At 72.1% G+C, this 26986-nt stretch carries 20 protein-coding genes; 8 read left to right on the top strand and 12 right to left on the bottom strand.

The window, feature by feature from the left end; translation table 11 throughout:
* The 3 genes from QMG73_RS32440 to QMG73_RS32430 all read left to right on the top strand — a co-directional run bounded on the left by QMG73_RS32440 (position 1) and on the right by QMG73_RS32430 (position 5404).
* On the top strand, positions 1-1227 hold the full coding sequence (locus QMG73_RS32440; protein WP_281902074.1) for an ROK family transcriptional regulator: 1227 nt from the start codon (positions 1-3) through the stop codon (positions 1225-1227).
* 267 nt (positions 1228-1494) lie between these two features.
* The gene (locus QMG73_RS32435) at positions 1495-4362 is read left to right on the top strand and encodes a glycoside hydrolase family 3 protein (RefSeq protein ID WP_281902073.1); all 2868 of its coding nucleotides are present in this window, start codon (positions 1495-1497) and stop codon (positions 4360-4362) included.
* A complete protein-coding gene (locus QMG73_RS32430) occupies positions 4355-5404 on the top strand; it encodes a LacI family DNA-binding transcriptional regulator (RefSeq protein ID WP_281902071.1) in 1050 nt (349 codons plus the stop codon). The genes QMG73_RS32435 and QMG73_RS32430 overlap by 8 nt, the downstream gene beginning before the upstream one ends.
* Here QMG73_RS32430 and QMG73_RS32425 read toward each other — a convergent pair whose 3' ends face one another.
* From QMG73_RS32425 to QMG73_RS32400, 6 genes are all read right to left on the bottom strand, one after another.
* On the bottom strand, positions 5405-6313 hold the full coding sequence (locus QMG73_RS32425) for a sulfite exporter TauE/SafE family protein (protein ID WP_281902093.1): 909 nt from the start codon (positions 6311-6313) through the stop codon (positions 5405-5407).
* Between the two features lie 96 nt (positions 6314-6409).
* Entirely contained in the window at positions 6410-6859 is a 450-nt protein-coding gene (locus tag QMG73_RS32420; protein WP_281902069.1) for an RrF2 family transcriptional regulator, read from the bottom strand.
* A 97-nt stretch (positions 6860-6956) separates the two neighbouring features.
* On the bottom strand, positions 6957-7832 hold the full coding sequence (locus tag QMG73_RS32415; protein ID WP_281902067.1) for an acyl-CoA thioesterase: 876 nt from the start codon (positions 7830-7832) through the stop codon (positions 6957-6959).
* The gene (gene pyk, locus QMG73_RS32410; protein ID WP_281902065.1) at positions 7829-9280 is read right to left on the bottom strand and encodes a pyruvate kinase; all 1452 of its coding nucleotides are present in this window, start codon (positions 9278-9280) and stop codon (positions 7829-7831) included. The genes QMG73_RS32415 and pyk overlap by 4 nt, the downstream gene beginning before the upstream one ends.
* Before the next feature lie 89 nt (positions 9281-9369).
* Complete coding sequence (locus tag QMG73_RS32405; RefSeq protein WP_281902063.1) at positions 9370-9630, bottom strand: HPr family phosphocarrier protein; 261 nt, start codon at positions 9628-9630, stop codon at positions 9370-9372.
* Complete coding sequence (locus QMG73_RS32400; RefSeq protein ID WP_281902062.1) at positions 9614-9991, bottom strand: PTS-dependent dihydroxyacetone kinase phosphotransferase subunit DhaM; 378 nt, start codon at positions 9989-9991, stop codon at positions 9614-9616. The genes QMG73_RS32405 and QMG73_RS32400 overlap by 17 nt, the downstream gene beginning before the upstream one ends.
* A 25-nt stretch (positions 9992-10016) precedes the next feature.
* Between QMG73_RS32400 and dhaK the strand changes: the two genes are divergently transcribed.
* From dhaK to QMG73_RS32380, 4 genes are all read left to right on the top strand, one after another.
* Positions 10017-11015 carry a dihydroxyacetone kinase subunit DhaK gene (dhaK, locus tag QMG73_RS32395; protein ID WP_281902060.1) on the top strand — a complete coding sequence of 333 codons (999 nt, stop codon included), beginning with the start codon at positions 10017-10019 and terminating at the stop codon, positions 11013-11015.
* A 1-nt stretch (position 11016) separates the two neighbouring features.
* Entirely contained in the window at positions 11017-11628 is a 612-nt protein-coding gene (dhaL, locus tag QMG73_RS32390) for a dihydroxyacetone kinase subunit DhaL (protein WP_281902058.1), read from the top strand.
* Positions 11625-13145: an aldolase/citrate lyase family protein gene (locus QMG73_RS32385; protein WP_281902057.1), complete on the top strand. Its 1521-nt coding sequence runs from the start codon at positions 11625-11627 to the stop codon at positions 13143-13145. Before dhaL ends, QMG73_RS32385 begins: the two co-directional genes overlap by 4 nt.
* Positions 13146-13263: 118 nt before the next feature.
* Positions 13264-14031, top strand: coding sequence for a matrixin family metalloprotease (locus QMG73_RS32380; RefSeq protein ID WP_407676888.1), 768 nt, complete (start codon positions 13264-13266; stop codon positions 14029-14031).
* 21 nt (positions 14032-14052) lie between these two features.
* Here the strand turns inward: QMG73_RS32380 and QMG73_RS32375 are convergent, their stop codons facing one another.
* The 5 genes from QMG73_RS32375 to gltB all read right to left on the bottom strand — a co-directional run bounded on the left by QMG73_RS32375 (position 14053) and on the right by gltB (position 23030).
* Entirely contained in the window at positions 14053-15633 is a 1581-nt protein-coding gene (locus tag QMG73_RS32375) for an amidase (protein WP_281902056.1), read from the bottom strand.
* Positions 15630-15929, bottom strand: coding sequence for a hypothetical protein (locus QMG73_RS32370; RefSeq protein WP_281902055.1), 300 nt, complete (start codon positions 15927-15929; stop codon positions 15630-15632). The genes QMG73_RS32375 and QMG73_RS32370 overlap by 4 nt, the downstream gene beginning before the upstream one ends.
* Positions 15930-16039: 110 nt before the next feature.
* Positions 16040-16567, bottom strand: a complete 528-nt coding sequence (locus QMG73_RS32365; protein ID WP_281902053.1) for an ATP-binding protein — start codon at positions 16565-16567, stop codon at positions 16040-16042.
* 426 nt (positions 16568-16993) lie between these two features.
* Positions 16994-18469, bottom strand: a complete 1476-nt coding sequence (locus QMG73_RS32360) for a glutamate synthase subunit beta (protein ID WP_281902051.1) — start codon at positions 18467-18469, stop codon at positions 16994-16996.
* Positions 18462-23030, bottom strand: coding sequence for a glutamate synthase family protein (gene gltB, locus QMG73_RS32355; protein ID WP_456107258.1), 4569 nt, complete (start codon positions 23028-23030; stop codon positions 18462-18464). The genes QMG73_RS32360 and gltB overlap by 8 nt, the downstream gene beginning before the upstream one ends.
* 115 nt (positions 23031-23145) lie before the next feature.
* Here gltB and QMG73_RS32350 point away from each other — a divergent pair, with 115 nt between their 5' ends.
* A complete protein-coding gene (locus QMG73_RS32350; RefSeq protein WP_281902047.1) occupies positions 23146-23973 on the top strand; it encodes a GNAT family N-acetyltransferase in 828 nt (275 codons plus the stop codon).
* On the opposite strand, the gene QMG73_RS32345 is transcribed toward QMG73_RS32350, so the two are convergent.
* Positions 23970-26957 (bottom strand): AfsR/SARP family transcriptional regulator, encoded by a 2988-nt coding sequence (locus QMG73_RS32345; RefSeq protein WP_281902045.1) that lies wholly within the window; start codon positions 26955-26957, stop codon positions 23970-23972. The two genes, QMG73_RS32350 and QMG73_RS32345, sit on opposite strands and share 4 nt — an antisense overlap.
* Between the last annotated feature and the right edge of the window lie 29 nt (positions 26958-26986).

Below are 26986 nucleotides of genomic sequence, written 5' to 3'. Positions count from 1 at the left end.
ATGCAGACAGGGCCACAGCCGGCCGACTTCGCCGACGTGCGGGCCACCAACCTCGCCGTGGTGCTGCGTCACGTCCGCAACCACGCGCCCTGCTCGCGCGCGGACATCGCCGCCGCCACCGGCCTCAACAAGGCCACCGTCTCCAGCCTGGTCGCCGACCTCATCGAGCGGCGGCTGTTGCGCGAGACCGGCCTCGCCGAGCACCGCATCGGCCGGCCCGCGACCATGCTGGTGCTCGACGGCCAGCCGTACGCGGCGATCGGGCTCGCGGTCAGCGCCGACCAGCTCACCGCCGTCGCCGTCGACCTCGCCGGCGAGCAGCTGCTGTCGTGGCGCCGGTCATTCCCCGCGCTCGCCTCGTCGCCGGGCAAGGCCGTCAGCGCCATCGCCGCCCTCGCCGGCCGGGTCGCCGGGCGCGTCGGCAGCCAGAATCGGCAAGTACTCGGGCTCACCGTCGGCGTACCGGGACTCGTCGACTCCGACGGCACCGTGCGCCTCGCCGCCAACCTCGGCTGGCGCGACGTCGACCTGCGCGCCGACCTCGTGCACGCGCTGCGCGATCCCAAGTACGACGTGGCGGTCGACAACGACGCCAACCTGTCGGCACTGGCCGAGCACCGGTACGGCGCCTTCGCGGGCTCGTCCGACCTCGTGTACCTGACCGGCGAGGTCGGCATCGGTGCCGGCGTGATCGTCGATGGCCGGCTGCTGCGCGGCGGTCGCGGGTTCAGCGGCGAGATCGGCCATGTCCAGATCGACCCGAGCGGGCCCCGCTGCCCCTGCGGGCGCACCGGCTGCCTCGAAGCCATGGCCGGCATCCCCGCGATCATCCGCCGGGTGCTGCCCGACGCCGAGGCCGACGGCCCGATCACCGACTTCGCCCCCGAGGTCGACGAGGTGGTCCGGCTCGCCCGGCGCGGCGATCCGGCCACAGTGGACTCGCTCGCGGCCGTCGGCCGGCACCTGGGTCATGGGGTGGCCATCCTCACCAACGTCATCAACCCCGACGTGGTGGTGCTGGGCGGCAACTTCGTGCCGCTGGCGCCGTGGCTGCTGCCCGCCGCCGAGGCCGAGCTGGCCGCGCGGGCGGTCGCGCCGGACGCCGGCGGGTGTCGGATCGTCGCGTCGACGCTCGGAGCCGGGACGGCGGCCGTAGGTGGCGCCGCTCGCGCCTTGGCCACGGTAGACGCTGGTCACCTACCCCCGCCCCCCTCGCCACCGTCGTGATCAGGGCGTCCCTCAAGTCGTTAGGGCGACTTGAGGGACGCCCTGATCACGGAGGCCAGGGATTTGGGAGCGCTCCCTATTGACCTCAACCACTGTGTGATGCCAGTCTCAAAGGGCTCCGGCGTAACACGGCGGAAACTCGTGCCAGCGACGGAGTTTTCTTCGACAGGTTGTCGAAGCGCTTCGAGACCGGCGACTCAGCTGCGGGTGGCCTGTCGAAGCGCTTCGCGTGATAGCCCAGGGCACACGAAGATCGGGTGATCGGTGATGACAGAAGCACCGGAGGGAATGCTCTTCCGCGACCCTGACCAGCCCCTCCCCGCCCGAGTCGCTGACCTGGTCGGCCGGCTCACCCTCGCCGAAAAGGTCGGCCTGCTGCACCAGTACCAGGCGCCGATCCCCCGACTCGGACTCGGCCCGTTCCGCACCGGCACGGAAGCCCTGCACGGCCTCGCGTGGGTCGGTCCGGCCACCGTCTTTCCGCAGGCGGTCGGGCTCGCCACCACGTGGAACCCCGACCTCGTGCGCGAGGTGGGCAGCGCCGTCGGCGACGAGGTGCGCGGCTTTCACCACAAGGACCCGGAGCGGATAAGCCTCAACGTCTGGGCGCCCGTGGTCAACCTGCTGCGCGATCCCCGCTGGGGGCGCAACGAGGAGGGGTACGCCGAGGACCCGTGGCTGACCGGCGTCATGGGCACCGCCTACTCGAACGGCCTGCGCGGCGACCATCCGCGCTATCTGAAGACGGCTCCGACGCTCAAGCACTTCCTCGGGTACAACAACGAGACCGACCGCTGCACGACCTCCAGCAATCTTCCGCCGCGGGTGCTGCACGAGTACGAGTTGCCGGCCTTCCGGGCACCGATCGAGGCGGGCGCGGCGGTCGCGGTCATGGCGTCGTACAACCTCGTCAACGGCCGCCCGGCACACCTCAGCCCGCTCATCGAGGGCGAGCTGCGCCGCTGGACGGCTGACGACCTGATGGTCGTCAGCGACGCCGCCGCCGCGTCCAACATCGCGGGCGCACAGGGCTATCACACAGACCATCCGGCCGGGTACGCCGCCGCGCTGCGCGCCGGGATCGACAGCTTCACCGAGGACGACGCCGACTCCAACCCGACCATCGAGCGGCTGACGGCGGCCCTGGAGCGGGGCCTCATCGACGAGTCCGATGTGGACCGTGCGGTGCGGCGGGTGCTGTCGACCCGGTTCCGACTGGGCGAATTCGATCCGGCGGAGGCCAACCCGTACAACGCGGTCACGGCCGAGGTCATCAACTGTGCCGCGCATCAGGAGCTGGCCCGCGAGGCGGCCCGCCAGTCCATCGTGCTGCTGAAGAACGACGGCCTCCTTCCCCTGTCCACCACCAAGGTCGCCGTGATCGGGCCGCTCGCCGACACCGTCTACGAAGACTGGTACAGCGGCACGTTGCCGTACGCGGTCACGGCGTACACGGGACTGGTGAACCGGCTCGGCGCGCACGGCGCGGTCTTCCATGAAGGTGTCGACCGCATCGCGCTGCGCTCCTCCGGCGGGTACGCGTGGGCGGTCGACCGCCAGGTGGGCGGCCCGGTGCGGGCCGACGTGCCGGTGGCGGCGCCGGAGGCGTGGTTCGACGTGTTCGACTGGGGCGAGGGCGTGGTGGCGCTGCGCGCCTCGGCCAACGGTCGCCACGTCGGCGTCGACGACGACGGCACCCTCGTCAACGACCGGGCGCAGCCTGGCGGCTGGGTGGTGACAGAGACGTTCCGCCTCGTCGAGCGCGGCTCCGGACACGTGGTGCTGCACCACCTCGCCACCGACCGCTACGTCACCGCGGGCGCCGACGCGGTGCTGCGCGCGGACGCGGAAGACGCGGAGCGCGCCACGGAGTTCACAGTGGAGCTTGTCACCGACGGCGCGCGCGACGCCGCGGCGCTGGCCGCTGACGCGGACGTCGCCATCGTCGTGGTCGGCAACCACCCGATGGTGAACGGGCGGGAGACGGAAGACCGGGCCAGCCTCGCCTTGCCGGCCGGGCAGGAGGCGCTCCTCAAGGCGGTGCACGCGGCCAACCCGCGCACCGTGCTCGTCGTCAGCAGCAGCTACCCGTACGCGGTGGGATGGGCAGACGAGCACCTGCCCGCGGTGCTGTGGTCGTCGCACGGCGGCCAGGAGTACGGCCACGCGCTCGCGAGCGTGCTGCTCGGTGACGCCGATCCGGGCGGCCGGCTCACGCAGACCTGGTATCAGAGCGCGGCCGAACTGCCCGACCTCCTCGACTACGACATCATCGCGTGCGACGCCACCTACCTCTACTACCGCGGCACACCGCTGTACCCGTTCGGGCACGGCCTGAGCTACACCACCTTCGAGTACGGCGATCTGCGGCTGCAAGCGACCGAAGTGGACGCCGACGGCACCGTCGAGGTCAGCGTCGACGTCACCAACACCGGCAACCGCACCGGCGACGAAGTGGTGCAGCTCTATACGCGGCAACGGCGCTCGCAGGTGAAGCAGCCGCTGCGGCAGCTGCGCGGGTTCCGCAAGCTCACGCTGGCACCCGGCGAACGGGCCACCGTGACCTTCGAGCTGCGGGCGGCCGACCTGGCGTTCTGGGACGTGACCCGGGGCGGGCCCGTCGTCGAGACCGCGCGGCACACCATCCAGGTCGGACGGTCCAGTCTGGACATCGCGCTGACCGCCACGCTCTCCGTACGCGGTGAGGTGATCGCGCCCCGGCACCCGGTCGATGGTCCACTGCGAGCGATCGACAACGACGGGTACGCCGGCACCGTGCCGCTCGACGACGTACCGGGCGGCATCGACGCGGTCGGCGCGGCCGAGCCGGCGGGCTGGATCGGCTTCGAGCGGGTCGATTTCGGCGCTGGCGCCTCGGCCGTGGCCGCGCGGGTGACCAGCCGCAGCCGGGAGGCCGCCGGAGCACGGGTCACGCTGCGCCTCGACGACCCGGTGTCCGGTCCGGTCGCCGGTACGGTCACTGTCCCGTCGGCGACCGGACGGCACGACTGGACCGAGGTGCGAGCCCCGGTCACCGGAGCGGCCGGGGTACGCGACCTTTACCTGTCGTTCGAGGCGCCAGGCGCTACCGTGAGCTATCTGACTTTCGAAGAAAATAAGGAGTCTGGTGGCTGAGGGCGGGGCGAAGCGCGCCGACATGGTGACCATCACCGACGTCGCGCGGCACGCGGGCGTCGCGGTGAGCACGGTCTCCTATGTGCTGAGCGGCAAGCGGGCGATCTCGGCGACGACGCGGCAGCGGGTGCTCGCCAGCATCCGGGCACTGGGCTACCACCCCAACGCGGGTGCCCGCGCCCTCGCGAGCCGCCGCGCCAACGTGATCGCGCTCGTCCTGCCGCTTCGCTCCGGCATGCACCTGCCCGTGCTGATGCAGTTCGCGACGGCGGTCGTGACGACGGCGCGCCAGTTCGACCACGACGTGCTCCTGGTGACCGCCGACGAGGGCCCCGACGGGCTGCGCCGCATCGCCGCCAGCGCGATGGTCGACGGCATCGTCCTCATGGACATCGAGATGCACGACCCGCGCGTGCCGCTGCTGCGCGACCTGGAGCGGCCGAGTGTCCTTATCGGCTTCCCCGCCGAGGCCGCCAACCTCACGTGCGTCGACCTCGACTTCTATCGCGCCGGCGCCATCTGCGTGGAGCATCTGGTCGCGCTCGGCCACCGCGACATCGCGCTGCTCGGCGCGCCGGCGGTGGTCTACGAGCGCGACACCGGGTTCGCGCATCGCACGCGCGCGGGATTCACGGAGACGGCCGAGCGCTACGGCATCGACGCGATCGCGCAGCCGTGCGAGGAGAGCTTCGACGGGGTACGCCAGGAGTTGGCCGGCCTCCTCGAACGCCACCCGAACCTGTCCGGCCTGGTCGTGCACAACGAGGCCGCGGTCGCCCACGTGCTCGCCACGCTGCCGCTGCTCGGGCGCCAGGTGCCGCACGACATCTCGGTGGTGGCGATCTGCCCCGACGAGGTGGCCGAGCGCGCCAGCCCGGCCCTGTCGTCGGTGCTCATCCCCGCCGAAGACGTGGGACGGCAGGCGGTCGCGCTGCTGATGCGCAAGCTGGAAGGGCATCCGGTGCCGGCCGCGACGCTGCTCGACCCGCGCCTGACCGTCCGCGCCAGCACGGCGGCGGTGGCCACCGCGGTCTCTTCGTAGTCAGGCGGGGTCGAGAACCGGCACGGGGGCTGGAGCGGGAGCTGCGGCTGCCCGGCGGGTGCGACGCAGCGCGCGCACCGACAACGTGATCGCCAACGCCCAGGCGGCCACCACGAAGGCGTACACGATGGGCCTGATCCCCGACGCGACGTCCGCGGCTTTCATGATCGTGCGAGCGTTTGTCAGGACGATCACGCCGCCCACGGCGGCGCCGAGGAGCTGGGCTGGGACGATGCGCACGAGGTACGCGGCGATCGGCGCCGCGATCAGGCCTCCGATGAGCAGTGCGGCGACCGTCGGCAGCACGAAGCCTTCGGAGCCGAGCCCGATCAGGAAGCCCACGCTGGCCGCCCCGGCGACCATGAACTCGGCGGTGTCGACCGACCCGACCACCTTGCGGGGCTCCATCCGGCCGGAGACCAGCAGCGACGGGGTGGCGACCGGGCCCCAGCCGCCGCCACCGGTGGCGTCGACGAAGCCGCCGACCAGTCCGACCGGCGCGAGGAACGCGGTGCGCGGGCTACGGTTCGAGGTGCGCGGGCGGAGCGGGCGGGCGAACCGGACAAGAAGGTAGATACCAAGCGCGAGCAGGATGCCGGACATCCAGGGCGCGGCCGCCTCCGTGGAGATCGAGCTGAGGAACGTCGCTCCCGCGAACGCCCCGATCGCGCCCGGCAGCGCGATGCGCCGGACAACACTCCAGTCGACGTTGCCGAACCGCCAGTGTGCCGCGCCCGCCGCCAGGGTGGTGCCGAGCTCGGCCAGGTGCACGGAGGCCGAGGCGGACGCCGGCGCCAGCCCGGCCACGAGCAGGAGCGACGAGGAGGTGACGCCGTACGCCATGCCGAGCGCGCCGTCGACGAGCTGGGCAAGGAGCCCGACCAGAGCGAGCACGATGAGCTTTCGCACTGTCACCTACCTCCTTGGCATTTCCGATCGACTTGGTCGAGAATCGCTCATGCCAGGGGTACTGGTCAACCCTCGTACCGCGTCCTGAGATGCGGGTTACTCCCAGGCGCTCGGATTCGCGGCCAGGTCGCGGACACGGTCGGGGAGCTTGCCCGTCGCCACGTCGGCCAGCGTCACCAGTTCGAGGATCTCGCGCTCGCTGGCGCGCAACGCGATCCACACCTCCTGGAGCGCGGCCGCCGATCCCCCGTAGCCAACGTCTTCGGGGCGCTGGCCACGGATGTGCGCGAGCGGGCCGTCGACCACCCGGATGATCTCGGCCAGGGAGATCTCGGCGGCCGGGCGGGCGAGCCAGTAGCCGCCCTCGGGCCCGCGCTGGGCGTGCGCGATGCCTCCCCGGCGCAACTGCAACAGGATGCTTTCCAGAAACTTGGGCGGGATTTCCTGCGCCTTCGCGATGCGCTCGGCCGTGAGTGGCCGGTCAGGCGAGGCGGCGAGCTCGGCAGCGGCGCGTAGCGCGTAGTCGACCCGGGCGGACAGTCGCATGAAACCTATTATCCCGGTCGGCTTTACCGACCTGGTGATCAGGGCGTCCCTCAAGTCGTTAGGGCGACTTGAGGGACGCCCTGATCACGGTGAGGAGCTAGGCGCCGACGCGGCGGAGGAGGCCCTCCTGGACGGCGGTCGCTATGTGGCGGCCCTCCAGGGTGAACATGCGCCCGGTCGCCAAGCCGCGGCTGCCGGACGCCGACGGGCTCCAGCAGTCGTACAGGAACCACTCGTCGGCGCGGAACGGACGGTGGAACCACAGCGCGTGGTCGAGGCTGGCGCCCACGACACCGCCGGGCCCCCACACCTCGCCGTGTACGGACAGGACGGAGTCGAGCAGCGTCAGGTCGGACGCGTACGTCAACGCGCAGGCGTGCAGCAGCGGATCGTCGGGCAGCTTGCCGTCGAGGCGCATCCACACTCGCTGGTGCGGGTCGGCGGGACGGTCACCGGGGCGTACCCAGCCGGGCTCCCCCACGTACCGGACGTCGATCGGGCGCGGGATCGCCGCCCAGATGCCGGCGCGCTCGGAGTACTTCGCCAGCCGGTCGGCCATCGTGGGCAGCTCGTCGGGGCGCGGCACGTCGAGGGGCGCCGGCGCGTGGTGGTCGAGCCCCTCCTCCTGGCGGTGGAACGAGGCCGACATGAAGAAGATCGGCTTGTCGTGCTGGTACGCCACCGAGCGGCGAACCGAGAACGAGCGCCCGTCACGGATGTTCTCCACCCGGTACTCGATGGGCTCGGTCGGATCGCCCGGCCGCACGAAGTATCCGTGCAGGGAGTGCACGAAGCGGCCGGGGTCGACCGTGCGACCGGCCGCCACCAGCGCCTGGCCGGCGACCTGCCCGCCGAAGACCCGTTGCGGGCCGACCGGCGGGCTCTCGCCGCGAAACGCCGACTCTCCGGTCTGGGTCAGGTCGAGCAGTTCGAGGAGCTGGTCGACCGCCGACTGGCCGGTGAGCCCGCTCATCGCGTGCCGCGGGCCGCCGACGCCGCTTCCACCAGGGAGCCGAGCTGGTGCACCCGCAGGGTGTTGGTCGAGCCAGGAGCGTTGGGCGGGCTGCCGGCGACCACCACGACGTAGTCGCCCGGGTTGGCCCGGCCGAGGCCGATCAGCGCCTGGTCGACCTGCCGGAACATGTCGTCGGTGTGCCGCACGAACGGCACCAGGAACGTCTCGACGCCCCACGAGAGGGCGAGCTGGTCGCGCACCTCCTGCACCGGGGTGAACGCCAGCAGCGGCAGCTCGCAGTGCAGCCGCGACAGCCGCCGGACGGTGTCGCCGGTCTGCGAGAACGCGACCAGCGCCTTGGCGCCGATGTTGCGCGCGATCTGGGAGGCGGCCACGGTGAGCGCGCCACCGTGCGTGCGCGGGTCGTGCTGGAGCCGCGGCACGTTGATCGAACCGGCCTCCGTCGTCGTGATGATCTTCGCCATCGTGCTGACCGTGAGCACCGGGAACTTGCCGACGCTCGTCTCGCCGGACAGCATCACCGCGTCGGCGCCGTCGAGCACGGCGTTGGCGACGTCGGATGCCTCGGCGCGGGTCGGGCGCGAGTTTTCGATCATCGAGTCGAGCATCTGGGTGGCCACGATGACCGGTTTGGCGTTTTCGCGGCAGAGCTGCACGGCGCGCTTCTGCACCAGCGGCACCTGGTCGAGGGGCAGCTCGACGCCCAGGTCACCCCGCGCCACCATGACGCCGTCGAACGCGTCGACGATCGCCTCCAGGTGGGTCACCGCCTCGGGCTTCTCCACCTTGGCCAGTACCGGCCGGATCACGCCCTCCTCGTGCATGATCTGGTGCACGAGCTTGATGTCTTCGGGTGAGCGCACGAACGACAGCGCCACCAGGTCGACGCCCAGGCGCAGCGCGAAGCGCAGGTCTTCGGTGTCCTTCTCGGACAGCGCGGGCACGCTGACGGCCACGTTGGGCAGCGAGACGCCCTTGTTGTTGGAGACCGGACCACCCTCGACCACCAGGCAGCGGATGTCGTTGCCCTCGACGGCGCTGACCTCGACCGCGACCTTGCCGTCGTCGATGAGGAGCCGGTCGCCGGCCTTGACCTCCTGCGGCAGCTTCTTGTAGGTGCAGGAGACCCGGTCCTGGGTGCCGAGCACGTCGTCACTGGTGATCACCACAGAGTCACCGGTGCGCCACTCTACGGGACCGTCGGCGAAACGGCCGAGCCGGATCTTCGGCCCCTGGAGGTCGGCCAGCACGGCCACCGCACGTGCCGTGGAGCCGGCCGCCGAACGGACCAGGTGATAGACCTCTTCGTGATCGGCGTGGCTGCCGTGGCTGAAGTTCAGCCGCGCCACGTCCATGCCCGCGTCTACGAGACCGCGAATGCGCTCTGGCGACGAGGTAGCAGGTCCGAGTGTGCAAACGATCTTTGCGCGGCGTGTCACGCCCATCAGGCTAGTCCCCTCGCTGGAACGGCCGTCTTCCGGCCGACCCCAATTGACCCCTCGTTAGGGCGGGCACCAGCGACCGCCGGATCAGCTTAGCTCGCGGAGGTCAACACGGCGGCAACGGCCTCGACGGCCGCGGCCGCATCGGCGCCCGTCGCGCGCAGGGTCACAGCAGCACCTGCGGTCGCACCCAGCCCCATGAGTCCGAGTACTCCTCGTGCGTTCGCGACGCGGTCCCCGTACCCGATCTCCACCTGTGCGTCGAACCCGGCAGCGGCCTGCACCACCTTGCCCGCCGGCCGGGCGTGCAGGGCGACCGGGAGCACGACGGTGGTCTCAGAACTTGCGGACATCGCGCGCCTCCTCCGCCGCGGCCGCGACGGCCGCCAGGTCGGCGCCGGTCGACGCGGTGACCGCCGCGGCGACCGCGCCCTCGACGAACGGCGCGTCCACGATCAGCGCACCCGGCACCGGATGGTCTTCGAGCACCGCCCGCGCGGTGAGCACCGAACTGCCCAGGTCCGGCAGGACGAGCACCCCGGCGCCGGCGTCCGCGCGGCCGATCGCCGCCCGCACCAGGTCGTAGCTGGTGCCCAGCTCGCCCTCCGCGGTGCCGCCGGCCACCTCGACGGCCCCGGCGCCCATCTGGAGCAGCAGCGCGCGCAGGCCGCCGGCCAGCTCGGCGCTGTGCGAAACCAACACGATCCCGACCACGGGCGAATGCTACTAGCGTGTCGGCATGAAGAAGTTCGTCAACGAGCCTTCGGCGGTCGTGAAAGAGGCGCTCGCGGGCATCGCCGCCGCGCATCCCGAGCTGCGCGTCGACCTGGAAAACCAGATCATCGTACGGTCGGACGCGCCCCGACGCGGCAAGGTCGGCCTCGTTTCCGGCGGCGGGTCCGGGCACGAGCCGCTGCACGGCGGGTTCGTCGGGCTGGGCATGCTCGACGCGGCCTGCCCGGGCGAGATCTTCACGTCTCCGGTACCGGACCAGATCCTCGCCGCCACCCAGGCGGTCGACGGCGGCGCGGGCGTCGTGCACGTGGTGAAGAACTACACGGGCGACGTGATGAACTTCCAGATGGCGGCCGAGCTGGCCGGCGACGAGGGCGTCGAGGTCCACACGGTACTGGTCGACGACGACGTCGCCGTCGAAGACTCGACGTGGACGGCCGGGCGCCGCGGCACCGGCGCGACCCTCATCGTCGAAAAGGTTGCCGGGGCGCTGGCCGAGACCGGCGCCTCCGCCGCGGCGGTCGCCGCCGCGGGCACGCGGGTCAACGAGGCGAGCGCTTCGTTCGCGGTCGCACTGACGGCGTGCACCACGCCGGCGTCGGGCCGCCCCGGGTTCGACCTGCCCGACGACGAGATGGAGGTGGGCGTCGGCATCCACGGCGAGCCGGGACGGCGCCGGGAAAAGCTGCGCCCCGCCCGCGAAATCGCCGCGCTCGCGGTCGAGGCCGTGCTGGGCGCCAAGCCGCTGAGCGCCGGGTCAGAGACGATCGTGCTGCTCAACGGGTTGGGCGGCACCCCGCTGATCGAGCTCTACCTGCTGTACGGGGAGGTGGCGGCGCTGCTCGACAAGGCGGGCGTGCGGATCGCCCGCAACCTGGTCGGCAACTACGTCACGAGCCTCGACATGGCCGGCGCGTCGTTGACGGTGTGCACAGTGGACGCCGAGGTGCTGCGGCTGTGGGACGCGCCGGTGCGTACGCCCGCGCTGCGGTGGGGAGCCTGACGTGGATGCCGCACTCGCGCGGGCGTGGGTCTCCGCCGTCGCCGCGTCCGTCGCCGCACAAACCGAGCTTCTGACCCAGCTGGACGCCGCGATCGGCGACTCCGACCACGGCGTCAACCTCAACCGGGGCTTCACGGCGGTGCTGGCGGTACTGGACGGTCCTGAGACACCGGGCGAGGTCTTCGCGGTCACCGGCCGGACCTTGGTGTCGAAGGTCGGTGGCGCGTCGGGGCCACTGTACGGGTCGCTGTTCCGGGCGCTGGGCAAGGCGTTGGGCACGGCCTCCACAGTGGATGCTCCCGAGGTTGCCGCCGGGTTGCGGGCGGGGCTGGACGCGGTACGCAAGCTCGGCGGTGCGGCACCCGGCGACAAGACCATGGTCGACGCGTACGAGCCGGCGGTGGTGGCTTTCGAAAAGGCGGCCGCCGACGGGCTGGCCGCCGCGGCGCGAGCGGCTGCCGACGCGGCGGCCGCAGGGATGCGTGCCACCGTGGACCTGCGGGCGCGGAAGGGCCGCGCGTCGTACCTCGGCGAGCGCAGCATCGGTCACCAGGATCCGGGCGCGACGTCGACGTGGCTGGTGTTCGAGGCGCTGGCCAGCGTCACGGCATGAGGTACCGCGGCACGGCCGGCGCTCCCGGCGTGGGCATCGGCCACATCTGGCACGTGATCAGGGCGTCCCTCAAGTCGTTAGAGCGGCTTGAGGGACGCCCTGATCACGATGTGATCGCGGCGTTCGACGCGGTAGCGGCGCGGCTGCGGGCGCGGGCGTCAGCGCTGCGGAATGACGGGCTCGACGAGCCGGCCGACATCGCCGAGACGATGGCGCTCATCGCCGACGACCCCGACCTGCGCGACGCCGCCGTGACATCGGCACGCGCCGGGCAGGCCGCCGACATGGCGGTTCGCGTCGCTGTCGAGCACTACGCGAGCATGCTCGCGGCACTGCCCGATCCGACGCTCGCGGCACGGGCCACCGACGTGCGGCAGATCGGGCGGCGGGCGGTCGCGGTGCTGCGGGGCGACGTGGCATCCACTGTGGAAGGGCCGCTCGTGCTCGTCGGGCGGGAGCTGGGCGCCGACGACCTTATCGACGCACCCGACGAGGTGGCGGGTGCGGTGTCGCTGCTCGGCGGACCCAACGCGCACGTGGCCATCGTGGCGCGCGCTCTGGGCGTACCCCTGGTGTTTGGACTGGAACTGGAGGCGCCCGACGGTGCTCTGGCCATCGTGGACGGCGCTTCCGTGGTGGTCGCGCCAACCGGCGAGGAGCAGCACGCCGCGCGGGTGGCGATGCGGGCGGCTGCGGAGCGGCGGGTGACACTGGCGTCCGAGCGCGAGTTGCCGGCGGTCACGCGCGGTGGGCGAGCCATCACGTTGCTGGCCAACGTAAGCACACCCGACGACGCCATCGCGGCGGTGGCCGCCGGTGCCGCGGGCGCGGGGCTGGTGCGCACCGAGCTGCCGTTCCTCGCGACGACATCGTGGCCCACCGAGGCCGACCACATGGCGGCACTGCGACCGGTGCTCGCTCCGCTGGTGGGACGGGTCGCGACGGTGCGGACGCTGGATTTCGGTGGCGACAAGGTGCCACCGTTCCTCAGTGGACAGTCGTTGCGAGGTATCGCGCTGTCGCTGTCGGCGCCCGGCGCGCTCGCCGCTCAACTGCGCGCGATCCGGCTGGCCGGCGCCGGCACGTCGCTGCGCGTCATGCTCCCGCTGGTGGAGTCGGCCGAGCAGGTGCACGAGTGCCGCGCGCTGCTCGCGTCGCCGTCCACGCCACTTGGCGCCATGATCGAGTCGCCGCCGGCGGTAGCCGCTGTCGACGAGATCGCGGAGGCCGCCGACTTCCTCTCCATCGGCAGCAACGACCTCAGCGCCAGCCTGCTCGGGCTCGACCGCCGCGACCCGCGACTCAACCCGGGCAGCGCGGCCGAACCCGTTGTGCTGCAAGCCATCGCGGCTGTCGTCGCCGCCGGTGAGCGGCACGGCAAGCCGGTATCGCTATGCGGTGACGCGGCGGCCGACCCGTCCGTGGTGCCGCTGCTGATCGGTCTCGGCTGCACGGTGCTCTCCGTCGCGCCGTCCGCGCTCGACGAGGTACGCACACTGGTACGAAACCGCCTTTGACGTAGTCGGACGCGTATCGGTTGCGGCGCATGCGAAGTATCACGGTCGCTCGACGCCGGCCTCTGTGGACTGTCACCATCCGTGGGCATTTGATCAAAAACTACCTGGGGAGGTGCCCATGAAAACACGCAACCGTACGTTCATCGCGGCGGCGATCGCCGTCCTGGCCGGCACGATCGGCATCGCGACACCGGCGCACGCCGACGAGACCGAGGCTTTCGCGGAGGTCTCCTCCGTCACCGTCAACGCGGATGGCACGGTGACGAAGCGCATCTTCACGCCGGCGCCGGACGTCACGCCCACCGAGCTGGCGCGCATGCTGACGGAGAGCGGCGTGCCGAACGTGGTCGTCCACACGGAGGGCGACATCTCGGCGCAGGCGGCCGCGTGCTCACTGGGCACAGCACGCACGTGGCCCACCTCGACCACGTGCTTCTGGAGGTGGGCCTACAAGGGGCAACCGCGACCGATCCTCCACTTCCTCGACCGCACGAGCGCGGCGTGGCCGGTCGGCCGCGCGGCCACCGAATGGAACACGGTCTCCGGCATCGACTCCATCCGCCGTACGCCGAGCGCCGGCTGCCTGAGCAGCGCTCACTGCATCGACATGGTCAGCGCCAACTACGGCAACACCGGCTGGGTCGGCGAGACGTGGGTGCGCTGGAACGCCGCGGAGACGTACGCCACGAGCGCGGCCATCTACCTCAACGACTACCACGCCAACACCGAGACCGAAAAGTGGACCGCGGCGTGCCACGAGATGGGACACGCCCTGGGACTGGACCACAACACGTCGACGGGCAGCTGCATGTACGGGAAGCTGGTCGCGGGCATGAGCAAGTACCCGAACGCCAACGACAAGGCGTTGCTCGAGCGCTACTACTGAGTCACTGCGTGGTGTACTGAGTCACTGCATCGTGGCGGCCACCTCTTCGGCGGTGAGCCGGCCACGGTCGGGTGCGGCGGCGCGCAGCGCCGTCGCACCCGGCGCCTGCGGATCCGCCGGTCGGCGCAGGTGCCAGTCCGACACCGCCTGATAGGCGGCGACGACCGAGAGCAGCCGATCCTCCGCGTACGGCTCGCCGCCGAGAATGGTGCCAATGGGTACCCCGTCGGCGGTGAACCCGATCGGGAACCCGATCTCGGGCAGGCCGAGGATGTCGAAGGGTACCGGGCTCGTCTGCACCACGACGTCGCAGCGCTCGAAGATCTGGTCCAGTACCCGCTCCAGCAGGAGCAGCTTCGCGCGCTGCCCGGTGAGGAACTCGTTCGCCCCGAGCAGCACGCCCTGGAGCCAGCCGGTCACCGATACGCCGAAGCCACGCAGGTCCTTGCGTAGATACGGCATGAACGGTTCGCTGCGCTCGGGCAGCCGCACGTTGTTGAACGCGGTGCCGGTCAGCAGGTCCCACTCATCGGGGAGCGGCACCTCGACGAGGCTGGCGCCCGGTACGGCGTCGATTGTGGACAGGAACGCGCGGCGGGCAGCCGCCGTCTCGGACGTGCCGTCGGCGTACCCGGGCAGCACGCCGATCCGCGTGCTACGCCGCAGCTTCACGCGGCGTCCCGTGTAGACGGGCGTCGCGGCCTCGATCAGATCCGGGACCGCCGGCAGGCCTTGCGTCCGCGGGTCGTTGGCGTCCTCGCCGGCCATCGCGGTGAGCATGATGGCGGCGTCCTTGGCGTCCCGGGCCAGCGGGCCGGGATGGTCGCGCGTGTAGCTGAGCGGGATGATGCCGTACAGCGACACCCGACCCATGGTCGGCTTGAGACCGGTGAGGTTCTGGGCGTTCGACGGTGCGGTGATGGATCCGCCGGTCTGCGTGCCGGTCCCCGACGTCGCGAGCCGGCCCGCGACCGCGGTGGCCGTGCCCGTCGACGAGCCGCCCGGGTCGACGCCCGGTCGCGCCGGCGTCCACGCGTTGACGGTCGTGATGACGCCCGCCGGTGTGGTCGCCCGAGTGGTGGCGAGCGGGCCCATCTGGGTCTTGCCGAGCACGATCGCGCCCGCGCTCTTGAGCCGCGCGACAGCCGTACCGTCAAAGGGCGGCACGAAATCCTGGAACAGGTAGGAGTTCGCGGTGGTGCGCACGCCGGCCGTGTAGTAGTTGTCCTTGATGGCGAGCGGGATGCCGTGCAGCGGACTCCGATGTGGACTCTTCTTGATGGCTCTGGCGGCCGCGCGCGCCTCATCGGCGAGCACCGTGTTGAACGCCTGGTACGTCGCGTCGTGCGCCGCGATCCGGTCGAGGTACGCCTCGACGAGCTCCAGCGGCGTGATCCGTCCAGCGCGGACCATCCACGCCGCCTCGGCGAGGGTCAGCTCGGTCGGGTCCGCGAGCGCCTCGGGACGCGGCTTGACGTACGCGTTCTGTCCAAACCTGGGTGCGGCGTTGGCGATCCTTGGCAGCGTGACCCCGACCGTGGTCGTCGCCGCCGCGAGCGCGGCGGTGCGGGCGAGGAACGCCCGCCGGTCGACGGCGCTCACTTGCGCCACTCCATGCTGATCGACGGGTACAGCATGGGTGCCGGCTGCTGCGACAAGGGCGCCGCAACCGCTGGGTCGGTGCCCGCGGGCGCGGGAAGCTGGTAGGCGGCGATCGTCGTCACCGTGCCCCGCACGAACGAGCGCAACGAGGCGAGCACGGAGTCCCGGCCCGGCGATCCCGTCACCGGGTCAGCCGTCGCACCGGGCGGAAGCTGGTCGAGGTCGATGCCCAGCGACGCGAGCCGCGCCCTGATCAGGACGTCGAGCTCGGCGTCTGTGGGTGGGGTGGGTGCCATGCCCCCACCCTTAGCCCTCGCTGTGTCACCCGGATATCCCCAAGATCACATACCCGTGACGTGACGACTGGACCACGGACGAGGCGCGCAGCTCGCGGACGGCCGGGCGATCAGGACGCGATCATGGCGGTGTGGAGGTTGGCTTCGATCGCGTCGACGGTCTGCTCCGCGGTGAGATGGGTGGTGTCGAGCCACAGGCCCGTGCGGGGCATGGTGGTGCGCAGCTCGGTGTCGAGGTGCTTCCACATCTCGAAGACATGCTTGTCGCGGCCCCCGTCGCGGCGCTCGATAGTCGCCAGGTCGGGGATGAGCTGCACGAACGCGAACGGCTTGGTGGCGAGGCGGTCGAGGTAGACGTCGAGCACCGATGGTGACACGACCACGTCGTCCAGCACCGGCACGAAGCTCGCCTCGGCGTACTCGTCGGCCATGCGGCACATGATGCGGCGGCGCAGCAGGAGCTGGGCGTCGGCCTCGTCGGCAGGCGAACCGCCGGGCAGCACGCACCCGTTGACGATGAACCGCTCCCCCACGATGTCGCCCTCGATGTGCGCCGACCGCGGATACCGCGCGGCGAGCATCCGGGCGACGGTGGTCTTGCCCGCGCCAGGCAGGCCAGAGATCAGGATCGCGCGCACGCAGCGACGGTAGCTGGTTTGTGGCGACCTGCTGCCCTTGGAGGGGCAGCAGGTCGCCACAGTCTCCACGGCGCGCGTCATGTGGACGGACCGCGCCGCCGGCTAGGCCGGCACTCGTGCCGGCGAGGCGTCAGGTCCGTGCGGCCGGCGCGCGGGGCGCGCGGGGCGCGCCCGAGGCGCGCGGACATCGCGCGGTGGGGAGGGCGCCGCCCGGCGGCGCCGATCAAGGTGATTTGCATGGATCAAGGGCGAACGCACGTGGAAGAGAGATCGAACCACGTGCGTTTGCCCTTGATCGACGCGAAGGCGGGCGCCGCGCGCGGCGCGCGGCGCGCGGGGCGCGGGGCGCGGGGCGCGGGGCGCGGGGCGCGGGGCGCGGGGCGCGGGGCGCGGGGCGCGGGGCGCGGGGCGCGGGGCGCGGGGCGGTTAGGCGTGTAGGGGGATGGCCGCGGGGGTTACGGGAGCGGGGAGGTCGCCGGCGCCGCCTACGTAGCTGTGGATGGCTGCCGCCGCCGCCCTGCCCTCGGCGATCGCCCACACGATCAGCGAGGCGCCGCGGTGCATGTCGCCGGCCACGAAGACGCCGTCGGCCGCGGTCTGCCAGTCGGGGCTGGCGTCGATGGCACCGCGACGGTTGCGGATCACGCCGAGCTGATCGAGCAGCGGCTGCTCCTCGGTGCCGTCGAAGCCGATCGCCAGCAGTACCAGGTCGGCGGGGAGCTCCCGCTCGGAGCCCGGCACATACGTCATGATGCGCTGGCCGTCGCGCTTCTCGACCTGTACCTCCGAGATGCGCACCGCCCGCACCTGGCCGGTGCCGTCGTCGACGAACTCGCGCACCGCGACGGCGAACACGCGCGAACCGCCCTCTTCGTGAGCGGGGTAGTTGCGCAGGATCCACGGCCACGTCGGCCACGGGTCGCGGTCTTCGTCGCGGGACGACGGTGGCTCGGGGTAGATGTCGAGCTGGTTGATGCCGGCCGCGCCCTGGCGGTGGGCCACGCCGAGGCAGTCGGCCGCGGTGTCGCCACCACCGATGATCACGACGTGCTTGCCGGCCGCGTCGATCGGGACCGAGTCTTGAAGGCCCGCGACGACACGGTTGGCCGGTACCAAGTGGTCCATTGCCAGGTGGACGCCGCGCAACTGGCGGCCGGGCGTCTCAGGAGTGTCGCGGCCGGCCAGCGCGCCGCAGGCGAGCAGCACCGCGTCGTGCGTCGCGCGCAGGTCGGCGGCGGTGACGTCGACGCCCACGTTGACGGACGTGCGGAACTGGACGCCCTCCGCTGCCATCTGGGCGAGGCGCCGGTCGATGTGCTGCTTCTCCAGCTTGAAGTCGGGGATGCCGTACCGCATGAGGCCACCGATGGCGTCGTCGCGCTCGTACACGATGACCTCGTGGCCGGCGCGGGCGAGCTGCTGCGCGGCGGCGAGCCCGGCGGGCCCGGAGCCGACGACGGCGATCCGCTTGCCCGACGGCGGCGGCACCGCCTGCGGCGTGACGAAGCCGTAGTCGAAGGCCCGGTTGATGATCTCGACCTCGACCTGCTTGATCGTCACGGCGTCGCCACCCGCGATGCCGAGCACGCACGCGGCCTCGCACGGCGCCGGGCACAGCCGCCCCGTGAACTCCGGGAAGTTGTTGGTGGCGTGCAGTGCCTCGATGGCGGCCGCCCAGCTGCCGGTGCGGACCAGGTCATTCCAGTCCGGGATGCGGTTGCCGAGCGGGCAGCCGTCGTGGCAGAACGGGATGCCGCAGTCCATGCAGCGGGTGGCTTGATCGCGGATCAGTCCGTCGCTGGCCACCGGGTAGACCTCGCGCCAGTCCTGGATGCGCACGGGCACCGGGCGGCGGCTGGGCAGCTGGCGGTCGTAGCGAAGGAACCCTTGAGGATCAGGCACGAGCGACCTCCATCACCGCTTCGTCGATGTTCCGACCGGCGGCTTCGGCGGTGCGGATCGCTTCCATGACGCGCTTGTAGTCGCGCGGCACCACGGCGGTGAACTCGTCGACCGCCTCGGGCCAGCGCTTGAGCAGCTCTTCGGCCACGGCCGAGTCGGTCTCGGCGAAGTGCCGTTCGACGAGGGCGCGCAGGCTGACCTGCTCTTCGTCGCTGAGCGGTTCGAGCTCGACCAGTTCGGGGTTGACCTTGCTCTTGTCGAGGCGCCACACGAACGCGGTGCCACCCGACATGCCAGCGGCGAAGTTGCGGCCGGTCTGGCCGAGCACCACGACGGTGCCGCCCGTCATGTACTCGCAGCCGTGGTCGCCGACACCCTCCACAATGGCCACACCGCCGGAGTTGCGGACGGCGAACCGCTCGCCGACCCGGCCGCGCAGGAACAGCTCACCGGCCGTCGCTCCATAGAGGATCGTGTTTCCGGCGATGATGTGCTCTTCGGCGGTGAACGGCGCGCTGGCGGCCGGGCGCACCACGATGCGGCCGCCCGATAGCCCCTTGCCGACGTAGTCGTTGGCGTCGCCGTGCAGCCGCAGGGTCACCCCGTTGGGCAGGAACGCGCCGAACGACTGCCCAGCCGTGCCGTGCAGCGTGATGTCGATGGTGTCGACCGGCAGGCCGGCACCGCCGTACCGGCGAGCCACCTCGCCGCCGAGCATCGCGCCGACGCTGCGGTGCTCGTTGCGCACCGCGACCTCGGCACGTACCGGCTCGCGGTCGGCCAGCGCCGGCTGGGCCAGCGCGATCAGCTCGTTGTCGAGCGACCGCTCCAGGCCGTGGTCCTGCGACCGGACACGCCGGCGGGCGGCGCCCTCGGGCAGGTCCGGCACGTGCAGCACGGGGGTCAGGTCGAGGCCCTTGGCCTTCCAGTGCTCGACCGCGGGCGCCACCTCGAGCAGCTCGGCGTGGCCGATCGCGTCGTCGAGGGAGCGGAAGCCAAGCTCGGCAAGGTACGCCCGGACCTCCTCGGCGAGGAAGAGGAAGAAGTTCTCGACGAACTCGGGCTTGCCCGTGTACCGCTCGCGCAGCACCGGGTTTTGCGTGGCGATGCCGACCGGACAGGTGTCGAGGTGGCAGACCCGCATCATGATGCAGCCCGAGACGATCAGCGGGGCCGTGGCGAACCCGTACTCCTCGGCGCCGAGCAGCGCGGCGACCACCACGTCGCGGCCGGTCTTGAGCTGGCCGTCGACCTGCACGGTGACCCGGTCGCGCAGCCTGTTGAGCAGCAGCGTCTGCTGCGTCTCGGCGAGGCCCAGCTCCCACGGCGTGCCGGCGTGCTTGAGCGAGTTGAGCGGCGAGGCGCCCGTGCCGCCGTCGTGCCCGGAGATCAGGATGACGTCGGACTTGAGCTTCGCGACGCCCGCGGCGACCGTGCCGACACCGATCTCGGAGACCAGCTTGACGTGTACCCGGGCGCCCGGGTTGACGCACTTCAGGTCGTGTACGAGTTGGGCGAGGTCTTCGATCGAGTAGATGTCGTGGTGCGGCGGCGGCGAGATGAGGCCGACGCCCGGGGTGGCGTGCCGGGTCTTGGCGATCCACGGCCACACCTTGTTGCCCGGGAGCTGGCCGCCCTCGCCCGGCTTCGCGCCCTGCGCCATCTTGATCTGCAGGTCGTCGGCGTTGACGAGGTACTCGCCGGTCACGCCGAAGCGGCCGCTCGCGATCTGCTTGACCGACGAGCGCCGGGCCGGGTCGTAGAGCCGCTCGACGTCTTCGCCGCCCTCGCCGGTGTTGGACTTGCCGCCGAGGTTGTTCATCGCGATGGCGAGCGTCTCGTGCGCCTCGGCCGAGATCGACCCGTACGACATGGCACCCGTGGAGAAGCGCTTGACGATCTCCGAAGCCGGCTCGACCTCGTCGATCGGCACCGCAGGCCGGACGCCGGTGCGCAGCGTGAAGAGGCCGCGCAGCGAGCCGGCGTCCTTGGCGAGCTCGTCCACCTTGGACGTGTACCGCTTGAACACGTCGTACTGCCGGCTCCGCGTGGCGTGCTGGAGCAGGAACACCGTCTCCGGGTTGAAGAGGTGCACCTCGCCCTCGCGGCGCCACTGGTACTCGCCACCCACGTCGAGCCGGCGGTGCGCCCGCTCGGCCTCGTTGGCGGGGTACGCCCGCGCGTGCCGAGCCTTGATCTCTTCGTGGATGCCGGCCAGGCCGACTCCGCCGATCTTGCTGGGCGTGCCCGCGAAGTACCGCTGGACGAGCTTGGCATCGAGGCCGACCGCCTCGAACACCTGCGCGCCGCAGTACGACGACACCGTCGAGATGCCCATCTTCGACATGATCTTCAGGACGCCCTTGCCGAGCGCCTTGACGTAGTTGCGCACGCCCTTGGCCGGTTCCACGCCGGCCAGCGCACCCGTGGAGACCAGGTCTTCGACCGACTCGAACGCCAGGTACGGGTTGACCGCCGCCGCGCCGTATCCGATCAGCACGGCCGCGTGGTGCACCTCGCGGCAGTCACCGGTCTCGACGATCAGCGCCACCTGGGTGCGGGTCTGCTCGCGCACCAGGTGCTGGTGCACGGCCGCCGTGAGCAGCAGCGACGGGATCGGCGCGAGCTGCGCGTTGGAGTCGCGGTCGGAGAGCACCAGGATGCGCACGCCGTCTTCGATCGCCTCGGAGACATGCCGGCAGATCTGCGTCAGCCGCGCCTTGATGCCCGCGGCGCCGTCACGCAGCGGGTACAGGCCGGAGACCCGGACCGCCTTGAAGCCGGGCAGGTCGCCGTCGTCGTCGATCGACAGGATCTTGGCGAGCTCGTCGTTGTCGATGATCGGGTACGGCAGCACGATCTGGCGGCAGCTCGCCGGGCCCGGGTCGAGCAGGTTGCCCTCGGGGCCGATCGTCGACTGGAGGCTGGTGACCAACTCCTCGCGGATCGCGTCCAACGGCGGGTTGGTGACCTGCGCGAACAGCTGGTGGAAGTAGTCGTACATCAGCCGCGGCCGGCTGGACAGCGGCGAGATCGGCGTGTCGGTGCCCATCGAACCGAGCGGCTCGGCGCCGGTGCGGGCCATCGGCGCCAGGAGGATCTTCAGCTCCTCCTCGGTGTATCCGAAGGTCTGCTGGCGGCGCTGCACCGAGTCGTGCGTGTAGACGATGTGCTCGCGCTCGGGGAGGTCTTCCAGGTTGATGAGCCCGGCGTGCAGCCAGTCGTCGTACGGCTGCTCCACCGAGAGCGACGCCTTGATCTCGTCGTCTTCGACGATGCGACCCGAGCCGGTGTCGACCAGGAACATCCGGCCGGGCTGGAGCCGCCCCTTGGCGACGACGGTGGCCGGGTCGAGGTCGAGCACGCCCGCCTCGCTGCCCAGCACCACCAGGCCGTCGCTGGTGCGCCACCACCGGCCCGGACGCAGGCCGTTGCGGTCGAGCACCGCGCCGACGACCGTGCCGTCGGTGAAGGCGACCGCCGCCGGACCGTCCCACGGCTCCATCAGGCTCGCGTGGAAGCGGTAGAAGGCGCGCCGCTCCGGGTCCATGTCGGTGTCGTTCTCCCACGCCTCCGGGATCATCATCAGCATGGCGTGCGGGAGGCTGCGCCCGGCCAGGTGCAGCAGCTCGAGCACCTCGTCGACGTTTGCCGCGTCGGAGGCGTCGGGCGTGCAGATGGGGAACAGGCGCTTGATGTTGCCCGGGATGTTCTTCGAGGCCAGCAGCGCCTCGCGGGCGTTCATCCAGTTCTTGTTTCCGCGGATCGTGTTGATCTCACCGTTGTGGGCGATGAACCGGTACGGGTGGGCCAGTGGCCACGACGGAAACGTGTTGGTGGAGAAGCGGGAGTGCACCAGCGCGATCGCGCTCGCCACCCGCTCGTCGAGCAGGTCGGGGAAGAACGCCGGCACCTGCTCGGGCGTCAGCATGCCCTTGTAGACCATCGTGCGCGACGACAGCGACGGGAAGTACGCCGGCACGCCCCGCTCGGCGGTCTCGCGCTCGGTGCGCTTGCGCACGCAGAACGCGACCCGGTCGAGGTCGATGCCGGTCAGCGGGGAGCCCGCCGGGCCATCCGGAGAGTCGGTCAGCCGGTGCGCGGCGATGAACAGCTGCCGGATGTGCGGGCGCGCCGCCTCGGCCGTCTCGCCCAGGTCGGACGGGTCGACCGGCAGCTCCCGCCAGCCGAGGATGTCGGCGCCCTCGACGAGCGCGTACTTCTCCAGCACCTGCAGCGCGCGTGCCTGCTCCGCCGGGTCGTGCGGCAGGAACACCAGACCTGTCGCGTACCGCCCCGCGGGCGGCAGCTCGAACTCCACCACGGCACGGAAGAACTCGTCGGGAACCTGGACCATGATCCCGGCGCCGTCACCGGTGTTCGGCTCCGCACCCCGGGCACCCCGGTGGTCCAGCCGGCACAGGGCCGAAAGCCCCTTCGCCACCACGTCGTGTGAACGGCGACCGGAGAGGTCCGCCACGAAGGCCACGCCGCAGGCGTCGTGTTCGTACGCCGGGTCGTACAGCCCTTCGGGAGATGGCTGAAGGTGCGGATGAACCACCGGGCCTCCTGTCGTCGCTCGCACTGAATCAAAGATCGGGACGACGTCGGCCCTGCTGAGTCATTCGAGTCTACGTTAGGGGTTACCGAACTCCACCAGCGGAGATAGATCACACGTGACTGAGCTGTTTGACCGTTTGGAACGCTTCTACGACGCCGTGCCCCGTGACGGAGCCCACACCGAAGACTTCGGTGGGCTGGTGCTCTTCGTGCGCGACGGCGCGGGTTGGCCGTACTACGCGCGGCCCCGGCTGGGTGCTGCGGAGCCGCCCTCCGCAGCCGATGTTATCGCGGTTCGCGCCCGTCAGCGCGAGGTTGGAGCGCCAGAAGCATTCGAGTGGGTCCATGAAACGAGCCCCGACCTGCTCCCCGTGGCGCGCTCGGCAGGACTGCGCGTGCTCGAAGCGCCACTGCTCGTGCTGGATCGGGCGGCGGCGCCGGCGCCGCCGCCAGTACCGGTGACGATCCTCGATGCCGAGGCGCCGTCGTTCGCCGCGGACCTCGCGGCGCGGCGGGCCGTGGCGGCGATCGGGTTCAGCGTGCCGGGCACCGCGGCCGGAAGCGCCGGTCCCACGGAACGGGACGTCGCGACGGTGCCGCTCGCCGAGGACGAGGTCGAGAGCGAGCGGCGGGCGGCGCTCGCGGGCAAGCGGGCGTCCGCGCTGGTGCCATCTCCCGATGGGGTACTGGCCAGCGGCATGTACCAGCGCGTCGACGACGTCGCCGAGATCGTCGGCGTTGCCACCCTCCCGTCGGCTCGCCGCCGCGGCCTGGGCGCCGCCGTGACAGCCGCCCTCGCCAGTCACGCCCTCAGCAACGGCACCGACCTGGTCTTCCTGTCTGCCGGCAGCGAAGACATCGCGCGGGTCTACACGAGGGTCGGCTTCCGCCGCATAGGCACAGCCTGCATAGCCGAGCCGGAGCACATCCCTCCGCCCGCTTAGACGAGGGCGCGGGGCACCAGCGCCTCGTCCAGCGGCAGGGTGCGGGCCTCGGCGTACAACGCGTCGAAGGCCCCACCCAGCGCGGCGCGGACGCCTGCCGTGGTCACCGCCAGGTCGGCGCGCTCGCAGGCGGGGACGGGTGCGCCGATCTCGGCCCGGATGCGGGCGGCCGCGCCCAGCAGGCGGGCGGCCCGGCGCGGGTCGCCCGTGCGGTGCACCTCGGCGAGGGCCTCCAGCACGCTCGCGGTGCGCCACCGGTCGCCCACCTCGCGGTGCGTCGCCAGGCTCAGCGCCAGGTGCGCCTCGGCGCGGTCGATCCGGCCGATACGCAGCTCCACCAGGCCGCGCAGGTTGTGCGCCCAGCCGAGGCCCTCCGGGAACCCGAGCGCCGCGTACCGCTCCAGAGCCGCGTCGAGCAGCGAGCCGGCCCGGTCGATGTCACCCCGGTACAGGGCGACGGCACCCAGGTTCATCAGGGCGGTCGCCGCCTGCTCCGGGTCGTCCAGCCGCTCGAACCAGCGCCGGCACGCCCGCAGCCGCGACTCGGCCCGTTCGAGGTCGCCGGCCAGCCACGCGGTGAAGCCACGCAGCAGTACCGCCCGCGCCTCGCCCAGCTCGTCACCGCACTCGACGCACGTGGCGGTGGCCGCGTCGAGGTGGGCGGCGGATATCGCGTACTGGGCGCGCTCGCGAGCCACCGAACCGAGCGTCATCACCACGCGGGCCTCGGCGCGGCGGTTGCCGGTCGCCCGGTACGCCGAGCGGGCTTCCTCGGCGTAGTCGGCGGCCGTCGCGTAGTCGCACAGCAGCATGGCGAGCATCGCCGCGTCGGCACCGGCGGCGGCACGCAGCGGGGCCGGCGCGTCCGGGTGCCGCACGAGGGCCGCCGACAGCCAGCCGAGCGCCTCGCGGTACTGGCCGCCGATCCGGCACGCCATCGCCAGGGCCGTCGAGAGCCGCAAATCGCCGTGCGGCACGGCCGCCGCGCCCGACTCGGCCAGCCACGCCATCGCCGCCCGCAGGTTTGCCGCGTCGGCGCGCAGCCGGGCCAGCCCGAGCTCCTGCCCGGACCCGCGCAACTGGCTGTCTGCCGACTCCGCCACCGCCAGGTAGTGGGCGGCATGAACGCGCCGCGCCGCCGTTTCGCCACCGTCGCGGGCGAGCCGGTCGAGAGCGTGCCGGCGGATCGGCACGAGCATCCGGTACCGGTCACCGGTGCGCTCCACAAGCGACGCTCCGACGAGCGTGGCGAGCGCGTCCGTGCCCGGTGCCTCGGCCGCCATGGCCTGCCGGGCCGCCTCGGCGGCGCTGGCGTCGAAGCCCGCGAACACGGCGAGCCGGTCGAAGTACGCCTGCGTGGCCGGGTCGAGCTGGCGAAGGCTGGACTCCACGGTGGCGGAGACGGTGCGGTGCCGGTCCGGCACGGTCGGGTCGGGGCTGTGCAGCAGGCGCAGGTCGCTGCGGAGCCGGGCGACGATCTCCGGCACGCTGAGCAGCGGGGTGCGGGCGGCGGCCAGCTCGATGGCCAGCGGCAGCCCGTCAAGCTCGGCGCACAGTTGCGCCACCGCACCGGCACTGCCCTCGGCCACCGGGCGGCCGGAGCGGGCCTGCGCGCGCTCCAGGAAGAGGCGGGCCGCCGCCTCGGGCAGCAGTGGCGGCACCGGCACCACCAGCTCGTCGGGCACCCGGAGCGCGGCGCGGCTGGTCGCCAGGATCCGCAGCCGCGAGCACCGGCGCAGCAGCCGGGCGACCAGCTCGGCGCAGCCCGCGAGGAGGTGCTCGCAGTTGTCGAGTACCAGCAGGAGGTCCTGGTGACCGATCTCGTCGACGATGGCGTCGACCGCGTCGCCGCTGGTCTCCTGCCGCAGGCCCAACGCCTCGGCGACCGCGCCCGCGACGCGTACCGGAGACTCCACGGAGCTCAGCTCGACGAACCAGGGCACCGGCCCGCGGACCTGGCGCGCCGCCGCGATGGCCAGCCGGGTCTTGCCCGCACCGCCCGGACCGACCAGCGTGACCAGCCGGCGGTCGCGCAGCCAGCCGGCGAGCGCGTCGAGCAGGGCGTCGCGCCCGAGCAGGCTCGTCAGCGGTACCGGCAGGGTCGCGAGGTGGGCGGCGCGCACCGGAGTCATCGTGGCCGGCCGGACCTGGTCGGGGTCGGCTTCGGCCAGATCGCCTCGCTCGGCGGCACCCGCCAGGGCGCGCAGCCGCTCACCGGGCTCGACGCCGAGCTGGTCGAGGAACGTCTGGCGGGCCCGCTCGAACACCGCGAGCGCCTCCCTGCGGCGTCCACTGAGGAACGTCGCGACGAGCAGCAACTCCCAGCGGCGCTCGCGCAGCGGGTGGGCCTCGACCGCCTCTTCCAGTACCGGAATCGCGTCGATGGCGTCGGCGGCCGCCGCGATGCCCGCCGCCACCGCCTCCCGGTCGGCCACCGGGGCGCCGCTCGCCCGCACCGCCGCGCGTGCCAGGCGCAGCGCGCAGTCCCACCGGTCTTCCAGCGCCACCGTGCGGCTCTCGCGCAGCCTGCGCACCTCGGCGCCCGCCCAGCCGGACACCCGCGCCTCGGCCAGCGGCTCCGGCCCGCGCCAGAGCACCAGCGCGCGGTCGTAGAGGCGTACCGCGCCCGCCAGGTCGCCACCGCGCCGGCACGCCTGCGCCCGGCGTACCGCGCTCTGGAATCGCCGCACGTCGATCTGCCGCGTCACCAGCCGGTATCCCGCCGGGCGCACCTCAAGCGAGCCGCGCAGGCCGCAGCGGGCGAGGGCGCTGGAAAGGACGGCGGCGTCACGGTCGAGTGTGGACGGCTCGCGACCCGCCTCGCGCAGCAGCGCCCGGCTGACGGTTTCGCCGGCGCGGAGGGCGAGCACGCACAGCAGGTCTCGCGGACCTCCGGCCAGCGCGGTCGTGCCGTCCGGGCCCGTGAGCTCCACCGGGCCGAGCAAGCGAATGCGCCCCTCGACTCCACGCCGCCCGTTCGTCATCCCGCGTAGTGTGCACCTTGCGGAGCGCG

The sequence above is a fragment of the Phytohabitans aurantiacus genome, from assembly GCF_027923225.1.
GTDB lineage: Bacteria > Actinomycetota > Actinomycetes > Mycobacteriales > Micromonosporaceae > Phytohabitans > Phytohabitans aurantiacus.
This window is presented reverse-complemented; position numbering and strand designations above follow the sequence as displayed.